Source organism: Microbacterium arborescens, assembly GCF_049707515.1.
In the GTDB taxonomy this organism is placed as follows: domain Bacteria; phylum Actinomycetota; class Actinomycetes; order Actinomycetales; family Microbacteriaceae; genus Microbacterium; species Microbacterium arborescens_B.
In genome coordinates, this window is sequence record NZ_JBNAFI010000007.1 from 120,943 (window position 1) to 135,131 (window position 14,189).

The 14,189-nt window shown below is 70.0% G+C and carries 15 protein-coding genes; 5 read left to right on the plus strand and 10 right to left on the minus strand.

What is annotated here, in order from left to right:
* Positions 1 to 17: 17 nt before the first annotated feature.
* Genes ACPYN5_RS13860 through ACPYN5_RS13870 form a run of 3 tightly spaced genes read left to right on the plus strand, consistent with a single transcriptional unit; the run spans position 18 to position 1,116 of the window.
* On the plus strand, positions 18 to 368 hold the full coding sequence (locus ACPYN5_RS13860) for a metallopeptidase family protein (protein ID WP_424449680.1): 351 nt from the start codon (positions 18 to 20) through the stop codon (positions 366 to 368).
* Entirely contained in the window at positions 368 to 658 is a 291-nt protein-coding gene (gene clpS, locus ACPYN5_RS13865) for an ATP-dependent Clp protease adapter ClpS (RefSeq protein ID WP_424449568.1), read from the plus strand. The genes ACPYN5_RS13860 and clpS overlap by 1 nt, the downstream gene beginning before the upstream one ends.
* Positions 655 to 1,116: a DUF2017 family protein gene (locus ACPYN5_RS13870; RefSeq protein ID WP_424449569.1), complete on the plus strand. Its 462-nt coding sequence runs from the start codon at positions 655 to 657 to the stop codon at positions 1,114 to 1,116. Before clpS ends, ACPYN5_RS13870 begins: the two co-directional genes overlap by 4 nt.
* Here ACPYN5_RS13870 and ACPYN5_RS13875 read toward each other — a convergent pair whose 3' ends face one another.
* The 6 genes from ACPYN5_RS13875 to gatC all read right to left on the minus strand — a co-directional run bounded on the left by ACPYN5_RS13875 (position 1,117) and on the right by gatC (position 6,763).
* Complete coding sequence (locus tag ACPYN5_RS13875; protein ID WP_424449570.1) at positions 1,117 to 1,695, minus strand: nucleoside/nucleotide kinase family protein; 579 nt, start codon at positions 1,693 to 1,695, stop codon at positions 1,117 to 1,119.
* Positions 1,670 to 1,990: a hypothetical protein gene (locus tag ACPYN5_RS13880; protein WP_424449571.1), complete on the minus strand. Its 321-nt coding sequence runs from the start codon at positions 1,988 to 1,990 to the stop codon at positions 1,670 to 1,672. Before ACPYN5_RS13880 ends, ACPYN5_RS13875 begins: the two co-directional genes overlap by 26 nt.
* 40 nt (positions 1,991 to 2,030) lie before the next feature.
* Positions 2,031 to 3,290, minus strand: a complete 1,260-nt coding sequence (gene dinB, locus ACPYN5_RS13885) for a DNA polymerase IV (RefSeq protein WP_424449572.1) — start codon at positions 3,288 to 3,290, stop codon at positions 2,031 to 2,033.
* A 148-nt stretch (positions 3,291 to 3,438) separates the two neighbouring features.
* The gene (gene gatB, locus ACPYN5_RS13890) at positions 3,439 to 4,956 is read right to left on the minus strand and encodes an Asp-tRNA(Asn)/Glu-tRNA(Gln) amidotransferase subunit GatB (protein WP_424449573.1); all 1,518 of its coding nucleotides are present in this window, start codon (positions 4,954 to 4,956) and stop codon (positions 3,439 to 3,441) included.
* Positions 4,956 to 6,467 carry an Asp-tRNA(Asn)/Glu-tRNA(Gln) amidotransferase subunit GatA gene (gene gatA / locus ACPYN5_RS13895; RefSeq protein WP_424449574.1) on the minus strand — a complete coding sequence of 504 codons (1,512 nt, stop codon included), beginning with the start codon at positions 6,465 to 6,467 and terminating at the stop codon, positions 4,956 to 4,958. Before gatA ends, gatB begins: the two co-directional genes overlap by 1 nt.
* Entirely contained in the window at positions 6,464 to 6,763 is a 300-nt protein-coding gene (gene gatC, locus ACPYN5_RS13900; RefSeq protein ID WP_424449575.1) for an Asp-tRNA(Asn)/Glu-tRNA(Gln) amidotransferase subunit GatC, read from the minus strand. Before gatC ends, gatA begins: the two co-directional genes overlap by 4 nt.
* A 52-nt stretch (positions 6,764 to 6,815) precedes the next feature.
* Here gatC and ACPYN5_RS13905 point away from each other — a divergent pair, with 52 nt between their 5' ends.
* On the plus strand, positions 6,816 to 8,513 hold the full coding sequence (locus ACPYN5_RS13905) for a long-chain-fatty-acid--CoA ligase (RefSeq protein ID WP_424449576.1): 1,698 nt from the start codon (positions 6,816 to 6,818) through the stop codon (positions 8,511 to 8,513).
* A gap of 14 nt (positions 8,514 to 8,527) precedes the next feature.
* Here the strand turns inward: ACPYN5_RS13905 and ACPYN5_RS13910 are convergent, their stop codons facing one another.
* The 3 genes from ACPYN5_RS13910 to ACPYN5_RS13920 all read right to left on the minus strand — a co-directional run bounded on the left by ACPYN5_RS13910 (position 8,528) and on the right by ACPYN5_RS13920 (position 12,078).
* Positions 8,528 to 9,019 (minus strand): DUF4262 domain-containing protein, encoded by a 492-nt coding sequence (locus ACPYN5_RS13910; RefSeq protein ID WP_424449577.1) that lies wholly within the window; start codon positions 9,017 to 9,019, stop codon positions 8,528 to 8,530.
* A 68-nt stretch (positions 9,020 to 9,087) separates the two neighbouring features.
* Complete coding sequence (gene ligA / locus ACPYN5_RS13915; RefSeq protein WP_424449578.1) at positions 9,088 to 11,400, minus strand: NAD-dependent DNA ligase LigA; 2,313 nt, start codon at positions 11,398 to 11,400, stop codon at positions 9,088 to 9,090.
* A 9-nt stretch (positions 11,401 to 11,409) separates the two neighbouring features.
* Positions 11,410 to 12,078: a DUF4166 domain-containing protein gene (locus ACPYN5_RS13920; RefSeq protein ID WP_424449579.1), complete on the minus strand. Its 669-nt coding sequence runs from the start codon at positions 12,076 to 12,078 to the stop codon at positions 11,410 to 11,412.
* Between the two features lie 40 nt (positions 12,079 to 12,118).
* Between ACPYN5_RS13920 and ACPYN5_RS13925 the strand changes: the two genes are divergently transcribed.
* A complete protein-coding gene (locus ACPYN5_RS13925; RefSeq protein ID WP_424449580.1) occupies positions 12,119 to 13,135 on the plus strand; it encodes an epimerase in 1,017 nt (338 codons plus the stop codon).
* On the opposite strand, the gene mnmA is transcribed toward ACPYN5_RS13925, so the two are convergent.
* Complete coding sequence (gene mnmA, locus ACPYN5_RS13930) at positions 13,092 to 14,189, minus strand: tRNA 2-thiouridine(34) synthase MnmA (protein WP_424449581.1); 1,098 nt, start codon at positions 14,187 to 14,189, stop codon at positions 13,092 to 13,094. The two genes, ACPYN5_RS13925 and mnmA, sit on opposite strands and share 44 nt — an antisense overlap.

Sequence of the window (14,189 nt, forward strand, 5' to 3'; positions counted from 1 at the left end):
CGGGTCCGGGAGTGCAGATGATCGAGATGGATGCCGGGGAGTTCGAGCTTCTCGTCACAGACGAACTCGATCGCCTCCCCGACGACATGGTCGACGGCCTCGACAATGTCATCTTCGTCGTCGAGGACCGACCGGAGGACGGCAGTCTCGACCTGCTCGGCCTCTACGACGGTTTCGCCCTGACCGAGCGGGATCGGTACGGCCAGGGTGAGCTACCCGATCGCATCATCGTCTATCGCGAGTCGCATCTGCATGCCTGCGACGACGTCCAGGAACTGCGCGATGAGATCCACACCACGTTGGTTCACGAGATCGCGCATTTCTACGGCATCGACGATCTCCGCCTCCACGAGCTCGGGTGGGCGTGATGAGCACCGCTCTCCCCGACATCGACATCGAGAGCGACCTGCGCGCCGCCCCGGACGAGCCCTGGCAGACGGTCGTCTGGAACGACCCGGTCAACCTCATGTCGTATGTCGTGCACGTCTTCCGCACCTATTTCGGGCACTCCCGCGAGCGGGCCACTCAGCTGATGCTCGCCGTACACCACGACGGTCACGCGGTCGTCGCCGAGGGACCTCGGGAAGCAATGGAGGCGCACGTGCGCGCCATGCACGAATTCGGACTCTGGGCGACCGTGAGGCGGGCCGGCGAATGAACGATTCGGTGATCTTCGACCTCCCCGATGCCGAGGCCGCCTATCTGCGCGAACTGGTCGAGCAGTACCTCGAGCTCGTGAGCTCGGCCGCCGACCCCCGGGATCCGGCCACGAGGCGCCTGTTCCCCGATGCCTATCCCGATGACGGGGAAGCATCTGCAGAGTTCCGCGCACTGACCCAGGACGACGTCTCCGCCACCCGCGCGGCGGACGCCCGTCGCGTACTCGCGACGCTGTCACTCGAGAGCGGCCGCCCGCCCGCAGGCCCCGCACACCTTTCGCTCCGCCCCGAGGAGCAGACCGCGTGGCTGCGGACTCTCACCGGACTTCGGCTCGTCCTGGCCGACCGGGTCGGCATCACCGACGAGAACATCATGCCGGTCGGTGATCCCCGGTTCGACGTCTACGAGTGGCTCGGATACCGCCAAGAGATGTTGCTGCGCGCCCTCGACGCGTGATCACACCAGCTCGGCGAGGTGCGTCGCGAGACTGCGCGGATCGTCGCGGCGGATGTGCTCGTCTTCCTGTGCCGCCCACCGCTCCCAATGCGGACGGTAGGTCTCGCCGTCGCGGTCCAGCGCACGCCGCTTGCGCAGCTCGGCCGGAGCGTCGAGCCAGACCCGCACGGCCGCGAATCGCGCCGCCGTCGCCGTGAGCGCACCGCTCCCCTCGAGGATGACCGCGCTGCTCGCGGCCAGCGTGCGCTCTCCGACATAGCGATCGGCCGCCCAGTCCCACTGCTGCCAGCGCGCGGGCTCGCCTGCGACTCGCGGTGCGAGCACCCGTGCGACCGCATAGGAGGCTCCGGCGGCGAGTCCGTCCCACCCCGGATACACGTCGTCGAGAGCAATCAGTTCGACGGACGCATCCGAGGGCCACCTGCGTCGCAGCTCGCGTGCGAACGTCGACTTTCCCGCGCCGCTGCGTCCATCGACGATGACGACGTCGTGCGGTGTCACCTCGTCGAGGACGACCGTGACGAGATCTGCCAGCGCCAGGCGCTCGACGCGGCTACTTCTTGAGGGCTCGGATGACACGGCTGAGTGCGCGACCCACGACCCAGACGAACGGGATGCCCACGGCCACGAGCGACACGAGGTTGGGCTCGAAGCGCAGATCGTCGCCCTTGCGAACGTACGCGCCGACGGGGATCGCGTAGCCGCCACCGCCGCCGCCGTTGTTGCCTTCGGAGTCCTCGCCGGCGCCGAAGCCGCTCCAAGTGATGGCGACCGGGATGAGCTTGATGCCGTCGACATCCTGCTGTTCGCCGTAGACGCTGGTGACGCCGAGGTCCGCGGTTTGCTTGCCGAGTTCGAGTGCGAGGTTGGGCATGGTCCCACCGTACCCTCCCCCACGCCCCGCGGTACAGGCGTCAGTCCTCGTGATCAGGCCGCGGATTCGTGGGCATCGCGCCGACGTCACGCCGCGGGCCCAGAACGCTCGCCCGGGTCACGGCGCCCCGGCCGAAGCGCGCGCGTGCACCGTCGAGCGCGTCGTCGACACGCCGCCATTCCTCGTCGTCATCCCACAGGGTGAGCCCCCCGGTGCCGTCGGGACGCAGCTTCTCGGCGCGCACTCCGATGAGGCGGACGGGCTGCGACAGCTCGACCGCCGAGAGCAGGTCGATGGCCGCCGAGCCGATCCGCTGCCCCACGTTCGTCGCGAGCGGGAGCGTCTGCGAGCGGGAGTAGGTGGAGAAGTCGCTCAATCGCACCTTGATCGACACCGTCGCCGCCTCCCACCCGCCGGCGCGCAGCCGGGCGCCCACGCGGTCGGCCAAGCGCCTGAGCTCCGAGCGGAGAACCGTGACGTCCGTGACGTCGTGCGAGAACGTCTCCTCGTGCGAGATGCTTTTCTCCGCGCGTTCGGTCTGCACCTGCCGGGCATCATGCCCGCGCGAGAGGTGCCAGACCCGCTCGCCCATCGCCGGCCCGAGAGCCCGTTCGAGAACCGATCGAGGGGTGTCCCACACGTCGGCGACGGTCCGGATGCCGCGCGACAGAAGCGCCTCGGCGGCCTTCGGGCCGACACCCCAGAGTGCTCCGACGGGACGAGCTCCGAGGAAGGGCAGCGTCTGATCCTCTGCCACGACCAGGAGCCCGTCGGGCTTGGAGATGGTCGAAGCCATCTTCGCCACGTGCTTGGTGGCCGCAACGCCGACGCTGCAGGTGAGGCCGGTCTCGGCCCGGACGCGTTCGCGGATCAGCACCGCGATCTCGCGCGGGCTGCCCCACAGCCGGCGGGCGCCGCTGACATCGAGGAAGGCTTCGTCGATCGACAGTGGTTCGACCAAGGGCGTAATGGAACGGAAGATCTCCATCACGCGTCGCGACAGCTCGGTGTAGCGCTCGAAGGTGGTGGGCACGACGATCGCCTGCGGGCACAGCTGCAGGGCGCGCGCCACCGGCATGGCCGAGCGGACCCCGAAACGACGAGCCTCGTACGACGCGCTCGAGACGACCCCTCGGCGCTCCACGCCGCCCACGATGATGGGTTTGCCCGCGAGGGAGGGATCATCGAGCACCGCGACGGCCGCATAGAAGGCATCCATGTCGACGTGGAGGATGCGCGTGCCGGTGTCGTCCGCATCGGGCGGCGACACGAGGCGCCCCGTCCCATCACCGCGTCCCATAGCTCTATTCTCGCTCCCGCCTCCGACATCCGCCCCCCTCCCCGGGGCCCCTTCCCTCGAGACGACAGCTTCGCGCCGACACCCTGGGGTAGGGCCAGGGTGTCGGCGCGAAAGTGATGTCTCGCGGAATGCGGGGCGAGCGGAGGGGCTACTGGGCGGCGCGCTCGAGGACCAGCTCGCGCACGCGAGCCGCGTCGGCCTGGCCCCGCATGGCCTTCATGACCGCCCCGATGACCGCGCCGGCCGCCTGGACCTTGCCGTCGCGGATCTTCGCGAGCACATCGGGCTGCGCAGCGAGGGCATCGTCGATCGCGGCGATGAGCGCGCCGTCGTCGGAGACCACGGCGAGACCCCGTGCGTCGACGACGTCCTGCGGCGATCCCTCGCCGTCGATGACGCCCTCGAGAACCTGACGCGCGAGCTTGTCGGTGAGGGTGCCGGCGTCGACCAGCTGCTGCAGGGCGGCGACGTCCGCCGGCGAGACGAGGGCCTGCGGCTCGATGCCGCGGGCGTTCGCCACGCGGGTGATCTCGCCCGTCCACCATTTGCGCGCCGAGGCGGGCGAGGCCCCGGCGGCGACGGTCGCGTCGACTTCGGCGAGCAGCCCGCCGTTGACGACGTCCTGGAACTCGAGGTCGGTGAAGCCCCATTCGCCCTGCAGGCGGCGACGTCGGGCAGCGGGCGGCTCGGGGAGAGCGGCGCGCAGCTCCTCGATCAGCTCGGCGGACGGCGCGACCGGCAGCAGGTCGGGCTCGGGGAAGTACCGGTAGTCGTCCGCGTCGGACTTCGGGCGCCCCGGCGAGGTGGTGCCGGTGTCCTCGTGCCAGTGGCGGGTCTCCTGGATGATCGTCCCGCCCTCGGCGAGGATCGCCGCTTGACGCTGGATCTCGTAGCGCACGGCCCGTTCGACCGACCGCATGGAGTTGACGTTCTTGGTCTCGGTTCGGGTGCCGAGCTTCTCCTGCCCGCGCGGTCGCAGCGAGACGTTGGCGTCGCACCGGAGGTTGCCGCGCTCGAGGCGCGCCTCGGAGATGCCCAGACCGATGACGATGTCGCGGATGGTGCGGACGTACGCCTTGGCGATCTCCGGCGCTCGGTGCTCCGCTCCGAAGATCGGCTTGGTCACGATCTCCACCAGCGGCACACCGGCGCGGTTGTAGTCCACGAGGGAGAACTCAGCGCCCTGGATGCGTCCGGTCGCCCCGCCCATGTGCGTGAGCTTGCCGGCATCCTCCTCCATGTGCGCGCGCTCGATGTCGACCGTCACCGTCGTGCCGTCGGCGAGTTCGACCTCGACCGCACCCTCGAAGGCGATGGGCTCGTCGTACTGCGAGATCTGGTAGTTCTTGCCGAGGTCCGGGTAGAAGTAGTTCTTGCGCGCGAACCGGCTCGACGGCGCGATGGAGCACCCCAGAGCCAGCCCGAGGCTGATCGACGACCGGATCGCCGTCGCGTTGACGACCGGGAGCGCGCCCGGCAGGCCCATGTCGACGGGCGCGACGAGCGTGTTCGGCGCAGCGTCGTGGTTGTCGGGATGCGCCGGGTTCGCCGCCGGCGAGAACATCTTCGTCCGGGTGTTCAACTCGACGTGCACCTCGAAGCCGAGCACCGGCTCGAAGAGCTCCAGCGCCTTGTCGAAGTCCATCAGTGCGACCTTGGCAGCCATCAGCGTGCCCCTCCCAGGATCGGTGCGCGGTCGAGCAGCGGCCCGCCCCAGCTGTCGACGAGCAGCGACTCGAGGGCTGCACCCACGCGGTAGAGCTGCGCATCCTGACGGGCAGGAGCGATGAACTGGATGCCGACGGGCAGGCCGTCGTCATCCGACAGACCGGACGGGATCGAGATGCCGGGCACCCCCGCCAGGTTCACTGGGATCGTCGTCACGTCGTTCAGGTACATCTGCAGGGGGTCGTCGATCTGCTCACCGAGTCGGAACGCCGTAGTCGGGGCGGACGGGGTCGCGATGACGTCGACCTGCGCGAACGCCTCGTCGAAGTCGCGCTGGATGAGGGTGCGGACCTTCTGAGCACTGCCGTAGTAGGCGTCGTAGTAGCCCGCCGACAGTGCGTACGTGCCGAGGATGATGCGGCGCTTGACCTCGTCGCCGAACCCCGCGTCGCGCGTCGCGGACATGACGTCCTCGACGGTGCCGCCGGGCACGTCGACGCGCATGCCGAACCGGACCGAGTCGAACTTGGCGAGGTTGCTCGACGCCTCGGCCGGGAGGATCAGGTAGTAGGCCGCGACGCCGTACTCGAAGTGCGGGGCGCTGATGTCGACGATCTCGGCGCCCTGCGCGGCCATCGCCTCGAGTGACGCGCGGAACGACGCGCTCACTCCGGACTGGAAGCCCACGTCGGCGAGCTCGCGGATGACACCGACCTTGAGGCCCCGCAGCACATCACCGCGTGCGCCCTCGCGCGCCGCCGCGGCGAACGAAGGCCACCGGTCCGCGAGCGAGGTCGAGTCGTGCGGGTCGTGGCCCCCGATGACGTCGTGCAGCAGAGCGGAGTCGAGCACGGTCCGTGACACGGGTCCGACCTGGTCGAGGCTCGACGCGAGCGCGATGGAGCCGTAGCGGCTCACGCCACCGTAGGTCGGCTTCACGCCGACCGTGCCGGTGACATGCGCCGGCTGGCGGATCGAGCCGCCGGTGTCGGATCCGAGGGCCAGCGGAGCTTCGAACGCGGCGACCGCAGCTGCCGAACCGCCGCCGGATCCACCGGGGATCCGGTCGAGGTCCCACGGGTTGCGCGTGGGACCGTAGGCGGAGTGCTCGGTCGAGGAGCCCATGGCGAACTCGTCCATGTTGGTCTTGCCGAGCGGCACGAGCCCCGCGGCTCGAGCCCGCGCGACGACCGTCGCGTCGTAGGGCGACATGAAGCCCTCGAGGATCTTGGAGCCGCTGGTGGACGGCATGTCGGTCGTGACGAGCACGTCCTTGATGGCCAGGGGCACGCCGGCGAGTTCCCCGAGCTGCTCGCCCGCCGCGCGGCGCTCGTCGATGGCCGCCGCGACCTCGAGTGCATGGTCGGAGACGTGCAGGAAGGCGTGCACGTCTCCGTCGACGGCGGAGATCCGGTCGAGGTGCGCCTGCGTCGCCTCGACGCTGCTGACGCTGCCATCGGCCAGACGCGCAGCGAGCTCCGCCGCGCTCAGACGGATCAGGTCGCTCACTGCTCCTCCCCCAGGATCGCGGTGACGCGGAAACGATCGTCCGCGCGCTCGGGCGCGTTCTGCAGCACCTCGTCGAGCGTCAGCATGTCGCCGGGGACGTCTTCGCGGAAGACGTTCTCGAGGGCGATCGGGTGGCTCGTCGCCGGGACGTCGGGAGTCGCAACCTCCGACACCTTGGCGATGTTGTCGACGATGGCGTCGAGCTGTCCCGTGAGACGCTCGACCTCCTCTTCGCTCAGCTGGATCCGGGCGAGCACGCCGAGATGGCGCACGAGATCGGGGGTGATTTCAGACACCCCTCGATTCTAGGTGCGGCCCGATCCGCCCTGAGACCCGTAGGGTGTCAGCGTGACGACCTACGACCCGCCACGTCCCTGGATCGCCAGCTACGCCGACGGGGTGCCGGAGGATCTCCCGCCCATCGAAGGCTCGCTCGTCGACATCGTCGCGACATCCGCGCGGGAGCATCCCGACGCCCCGGCCCTGGAGTTCTTCGGGCGCACGCTGTCGTACCGGCAGATGCAGGAGCGGATCGACCGCGCGGCCGCCTATCTGCGGGATGCCGGCGTGCGTCGCGGTGACCGCGTGGCGATCGTGCTGCCCAACTGCCCGCAGCACATCGTCGCGTTCTACGCCGTGCTGCGCCTGGGCGCCGTGGTGATCGAGCACAACCCGCTCTACACCCCGCGCGAGATGCGCAAGCAGTTCGAGGATCACGGCGCGAAGGTCGCGATCGTGTGGAGCAAGCTCGTCTCGGTCCTCCTCGACTTCCCCGACGACCTCGCCCTCAGCGCGATCATCTCGGTCGATGTCACGACCGCGATGCCGCTGCACATGCGTGCCGCGCTTCGCCTGCCCATCGCCAAGGCGCGTGCCTCGCGCGACGCGCTCACGGCGCCGGTACCCCGCAACCGCATCCACGGCACGTGGGCGGATGCCGAACGCCACGACCCCCTGCCGGCGACGCACGTGGGGCCGACGACCGGCGATCTCGCGCTCATCCAGTACACGAGCGGGACGACCGGGACACCGAAGGGCGCGGCGCTGACGCACCGCAACCTCCTCGCGAACGCCGCTCAGGCGCAGGCCTGGGTTCCGACGATCGAGCGCGGTGCTGGGTGCGTCGTCTACGCGGTCCTGCCCATGTTCCATGCGTACGGGCTCACGCTCTGCCTCACCTTCGCGATGTCGATGGGCGCCCGGCTCGTGCTGTTCCCCAAGTTCGACCCCGACCTCGTCCTCGCCGTGCACAAGCGTCATCCGGCGACCCTCCTGCCCCTCGTCCCGCCGATCGCGGAGCGTCTGCTGGCGGCGGCAGATGCGGCGGGCGTCTCGCTCGCCGGCACGCAGGTCGCGATCTCGGGCGCGATGGCGTTGCCGCATGAGCTGGTCGTGCCGTTCGAGGCCTCGACGGGCGGCTACCTCGTCGAGGGCTACGGGCTGTCGGAATGCTCGCCGGTGCTGATGGCGAACCCGGTTGCCGAGAACCGCGTGCCGGGAACGGTCGGGCTGCCCCTGCCCGGCACCGAGTGCCGCGTGGTCGACCCCGACGAACCCACGCGCGACGTCGAAGCGGGCGGCCGCGGCGAGCTTCTCGTGCGCGGCCCGCAGGTCTTCAGCGGCTACTACGGCAAGCCCGAAGAGACCGAGAAGGTGTTCGTCGACGGATGGTTCCGAACCGGCGACATCGTCACGATCGACGAGGGCGGCTTCGTACGGATCGTCGACCGCATCAAGGAGCTCATCATCACCGGCGGCTTCAACGTCGCTCCCACCGAGGTGGAGATCGCGCTGCGCCAGCATCCTCAGATCGCCGATGCCGCAGTCGTCGGCCTCCCGAGCGAGCACTCGGGCGAGGATGTCGTCGCAGCGGTCGTGGCGGTGCCGGGCGCATCGATCGACGAAGCGGATGTCCGCGACTTCTGCCGCGGCATCCTCACTCCGTACAAGGTGCCCCGACGCATCGTCGTCGTGGACGAGCTGCCGAAGTCGATGATCGGCAAAGTCCTGCGCCGGCAGGTGCGCGACCGCCTCCTCGCCGACTGATCTGCCCGAGCGGCTCAGGCGCGGAAGCTGCCGGGTTCGGGCTGCAGCCACCGCGGGCGGCTGTAGCCGTCGTCCCACGGGAATCGTCCGTGCACGTCGTCGTAGATGAGTTGGACAGCCGGCACCGAAGCGAACGGCGGCCGGTCGTAGTACGAGTTCGCCGAGAACAGCACCTCGCCGGGATTGGGGACGTGCGCCACGCTGACGCGGTGGGCCCAGCCGGGGAACGACAAGACCTCGCCCACCGTGAGGTCGGAGCCGCCGCGGACGCGCGCGGCGACATCGTTGATCACCGCTCCGGCGTTGCCGTCGTCGAGACCGAAGACGAGGACCTCGGGGTGGCCGAGTCCGAACAGACCGATCGAGTAGGCGAAGCTCGGCTGCTCATGTCGGGCATCGCCGATGACGTACTCGGCGGCGACCCCGTACCGGCGGATCGTCTCCGTGACGCGGCGATGCTCCTGATCGAGCCAGGCGATCTCCTGCGGGGTGAGCTGATCGGACATGGAACCCTCCTCGTGACGCACGCCAGGCTAGAGCGAACCACCGACACCGATTCGGAGTCATCCCCAGCTCAGTCCTCCAGCGCGGCCGGTCCCTGCTCGACGAGGATGCGGAACTGCGCCGCGTCGATGATCCGGACGCCGAGCTGCTCGGCCTTGCCCAACTTCGAGCCCGCGCCGGGGCCGGCGGCGACGAAGTCGGTCTTCTTCGAGACGGAGGATCCGGCCTTGCCCCCCGCCGCGAGGATCGCCTCCTGCGCCCCTTCGCGGGTGTAGCCCTCGAGCGAGCCCGTCGCGACGACGGTGATGCCTTCGAGGACTCCCCCTTCGACGACTGCGGCTCCCGGCCCCGGGTGTCCCGGAACCTCCAGTCGGGCTCCCGCCGCCTCCCACCGCTCGACGATCTCCCGGTGCCAGTCGACCTCGAACCAGTCGATCAGGGAATCGGCGATGATGCCCCCGACACCCTCGACGGCCGCAAGTTCGTCGCGCGTGGCCGCCCGTATCGCCGCGATCGAGCCGAACCACTGGGCGAGCGCGCGCGCGGCGACCGGACCGACGTGACGGATGCTGAGCGCGACGAGGAAGCGCCACAGCTCCTTCGTCTTGGCTTTCTCGAGCTCATCGAGCAGCTTGAGCGCCTGCGCCGAAGGCTGCGGGCCGGTGAGGCCCTCCTTCTTCTCCGCCGCCGAAGGGTGACGTCGGAACGGGGCGCGCCGGACCGGCTCGCCCGTCTTCTCGTCGACGCGCGGTTCTCCGGTCTCGGAGTCGCGGACGATCACCTCGATGGGCACGAGCTGGTCGAGCGTCAGCTCGAACAGCGCCGCCTCGGTCACCAGCGGCGGTGTCGCATCTCCGAGGGGCTGCGTGAGAGCCGCAGCCGTCACCTCGCCGAGCGCTTCGATGTCGAGGGCGCCGCGCGATCCGACGTGCTCGACGCGACCGCGAACCTGAGCGGGGCACGAGCGCGCGTTGGGGCAGCGGAGGTCGATGTCGCCCTCTTTCGCCGGACGCAGCGCGGCACCGCACTCGGGACAGTTCGCGGGCATGACGAACGCCCGCTCGGTGCCGTCGCGGAGCTCGACGACCGGGCCGAGGACCTCGGGGATGACGTCCCCCGCCTTGCGGAGCACCACCGTGTCGCCGATGAGCACGCCTTTGGCGCGAACGACATCCTGGTTGTGGAGGGTCGCCTGCCGCACGACGCTGCCGGCGACGCGGGCGGGGGCCATGACGGCGAACGGCGTGGCGCGTCCCGTGCGCCCCACGGACACGACGATGTCGAGCAGCGTGGTGTTCACCTGTTCCGGCGGGTACTTGTATGCGATCGCCCAGCGCGGTGCCCTGCTCGTGGCGCCGAGCTCGTCGTGGAGGGCCAACTCGTCGATCTTGACGACGACGCCGTCGATCTCGTGCTCGACGCTGTGACGGTTCTCGCCGAAGTGCTCGACGTAGCCGAGCACGCCGTCGATTCTGTCGTGCGTCTGCGAGTGCGGACTGGTGGGCAGGCCCCATTCGGCGAGGAGGGCGTAGATCTCGCTCTGCGACGAGACGGGCGGATTCTGCCAGGCCCCGATGCCGTGGACGTAGAGTCGCAACGACCGGACGCGGGCCTCCGCCGCCTCGAGCTCGAGCCCGCTCTTCTTGTCGAGCTGCTGACGCAGGCCGCCGCTGGCGGCGTTGCGGGGATTCGCGAAGGCCGGGAACCGGCGGTCCGCGCTCATGCGTGCACGGACCTCGTCGAAGGCGCGTGAACGCCCCCGAGCCTCGTCGACGACGCGATCGCGCATCTCGGCCTGGAGGGCGTTGAGAGCCGCGAACTCTGCGACCGGGATGAAGATCTCGCCGCGGACCTCGACGATGGGTGGGTGTCCTTCGCCCGCGAGGCGCTGCGGGATGCCGGCAACCCGCAGGGCATTGATCGTGACATCCTCGCCGACTCGGCCGTCGCCGCGGGTGGCCGCCGACGTCAGGACGCCGTTCTCGTAGCGGAGGCTGATCGCGAGCCCGTCGATCTTGAGCTCGGAGAGCCAGCGCACCGCCCGTCCCGCCGACGCGGCTGCCTTGACGCACCATTCCGTCAGCTCCTCGGGCGAGAAGACGTTGTCGAGGCTCAGCATGCGCTCCGCGTGCTCGACGGGAGCGAAGAGCGTCGATTCGGCCGCGCCCACGGTCTGGGTCGGTGAGTCCTGCTTCTGAAGCTCCGGATGCAGTCTCTCGAGCTCTTCGAGACGACGCATCCAGCCGTCGTAGGTCGCATCATCGACGACCTCGGCGTCGCGACCGTAGTACGCGTCACGTGCCGCTGTGATCCGGTCGATCAGGTCGCGTGATTCGTCGCGCGCCTCGTCGAGCGTGATCTCGGGGAGTTCTCCATCAGCCACGTCGTCAGTCTAGGCAGGGGGTGCGACACGGTCGGCGGGCTTCCGAACGGCCGGTTGGATGCGGTACGAGAACGAACCGCGGTAGCGGAACACCTCGCCGAGGAGCCGCGTTCGCACGCTCACCTCCACACGTTGCCGGCGCGGGTTCCCGGGGTCGACCCGCTCCCGCACCTCGACGCTCGCGACCGGGGGAAGCGGAAGCCGCATGCGGCCCACGCGCAGGGCGATCCCGACCGAGCGAAGCCGCATCCCGCCGCGGCCGTCGACCGCCGGCCGCAGTCGCACCTCCAGCTCGCCTCGACGACCCAGGCGGTCGACGATCTCGCCCCGTCGGCCCGGCGTCATGGCGTCGACCATGCGCCGCCTGCCTCTCGGGAAGTCGAAGTCGCGCTGACCGACGAGCGCGCCGTTCGGCTCCGGCGAGTTCGTGATCCGAAACGGCACGCCGACTGCCCTATCGGGGAACATGATGCCTCGCCAGGCGAGGAAGGTCATCGCCGGTCGGAGCCATCGCGGCCCGCGATAGCCCGCGTCGTCGTAGACGCCGGCTCCGACCCCTTCCGAGCCCCGGGGGATCGGCCCGAAATAGGTCTGGAGCGCGGGGTCCAGTCGCGCGAAGGCGGCACCGAGCGCGCGCTCGTACACCGAACGGCCGTCGAAGGGATCGAGGGGCGACATTCGCGCACTGAACATGTTCAGAAAGTACTACGCTGAGGCCATGAACGGAACAGGACCTCGCGCCGTCGTCGCCGGAGCGTCGGGCTTCGTCGGCTCCGCGGTGGTCCGAGCCCTGCGCTCGGACGGCTACCTCGTCACCACGATCGGACGCCGCACCGACGCCACGTGGCTCGACCTCGCACAGATCGATGCCCTCGTCGACGGGGCCGACCTGGTGATCAACCTCGCGGGCAAGTCGGTGGACTGCCGCTACACCGACCGCAACCGCGACGAGATCCTGCGATCCCGCGTGGACACCACCCGCATCCTCGGCGCTGCCGTGCGGCGGGCGAAGCGGCCGCCGCGGCTCTGGGTCAACGCGTCGACGGCGACGATCTATCGCCACGCGACCGACCGCCCCAACTCCGAGTCGACCGGAGAGTCGGGCACCGGCTTCTCCGTGGATGTCGCGCGCGCATGGGAGGCGGCCTTCTTCGCCGACGATCTGCCTGCCACCCGCCGAGTCGCGCTCCGGATGGCGATCGTTCTCGGGCCCGGCCCCGCGACGGCGATGCTCCTGACACTCGCGCGGACCGGGCTCGGCGGCCCGCAGATCGACGGCCCGATCCTCCCCCACCGCCGTTACCGCGGAATCGGCGAGCACCCGACCGGCGGCCGACCGGCGTGGTACCGCACGCGGGGGCGGCAGCGCTTCAGCTGGGTGCACATCGACGATGTGGTCGGCGTGCTGCGTTTCGTGCGCGACCGGGACGACATCGCCGGGGTCGTGAACGTCGCGGCTCCGACCGCATCCGACAACAGGACCCTCATGCATCACCTGCGTTCCATCACCGGGATGAGGTTCGGTCTTCCCGTCTGGCGTTTCATGCTCGAGCCCGCGATGTGGCTGCTGCGCACCGAACCGGAGCTGGTGCTCAAGAGCCGATGGGTCGTGCCCGAACGCCTGACCGAGGCGGGCTACCGCTTCCGCTTCACCGAGGTCGACGAAGCCCTCCGCGCCGCGAACGACGAGATCAGGCGTCGACCGGGACTGCCGAGACGGTCCGGTCGATCGTGAACTGCCCGATGACCCGCGTGCCGTCGTAGATCACGGCCGTCTGCCCCGGGGCCACACCGTCGAACGGCGACTCGGGTCTGACGATGATCTGGCCATCGGCGAGCTCGGCGCGGGCCGGCACGGGGTCGGCGTGCGCCCGGATCTGCGCTTCGCAGGCGAACACCCTGTCGCGGGGAGCCCGGCCCGCCCACGTGAAGCGCGCACCCGCGATCTCCGCGGTGGCGAGCGCCTCCTTGGGCCCGACGACGACCCGGTTGTCGACGGGGCGCACCTCGAGGACGAACCGCGGCTTGCCGTCGGGCGCCGGAACCCCGAGCTGCAGTCCGCGCCGCTGTCCGACAGTGAACGCGTGAGCGCCCTCGTGACGCCCGACGACGGCGCCGGTGCGGTCCACGATCTCGCCGGTCTCGGCCCCGACCTTCTCGGCGAGCCAGCCGCGAGTGTCACCATCGGGGATGAAGCAGATGTCGTGGCTGTCGGGCTTCTGCGCCACGGTGAGTCCGCGCTCCGCGGCCTCGGCGCGGACCTCCGCCTTCGAGGGGGTCGAGCCCAGCGGGAAGTAGGTGTGGGCGAGCTGGTCGGATGTGAGAACGCCCAGGACGTAGGACTGATCCTTCGCGGCATCCGAGGCCCGGTGCAGCTCTCGCCCCTCCGGGCCGTCGACGAGCAGCGCGTAATGCCCGGTGCAGACCGCGTCGAAGCCGAGTTCGAGTGCCCGCTCGAGCAGTGCCGCGAACTTGATCTTCTCGTTGCAGCGCATACACGGATTGGGTGTGCGGCCCGCGCGATACTCCGACACGAAGTCGTCGATGACGTCGTCGCGGAAACGCTCGGAGAAGTCCCACACGTAGAACGGGATGCCGAGACGATCCGCCGCTCGGCGGGCATCCATCGCATCTTCGATGGTGCAGCATCCGCGGCTTCCGGCCCGCAGCGTGCCACCCGCGCGTGAGAGCGCCAGGTGCACGCCGACGACGTCGTGCCCGGCATCGACGGCGCGCGCCGCGGCGACCGCGGAATCGACGCCGCCGCTCATCGCAGCCAGTACTCGCAT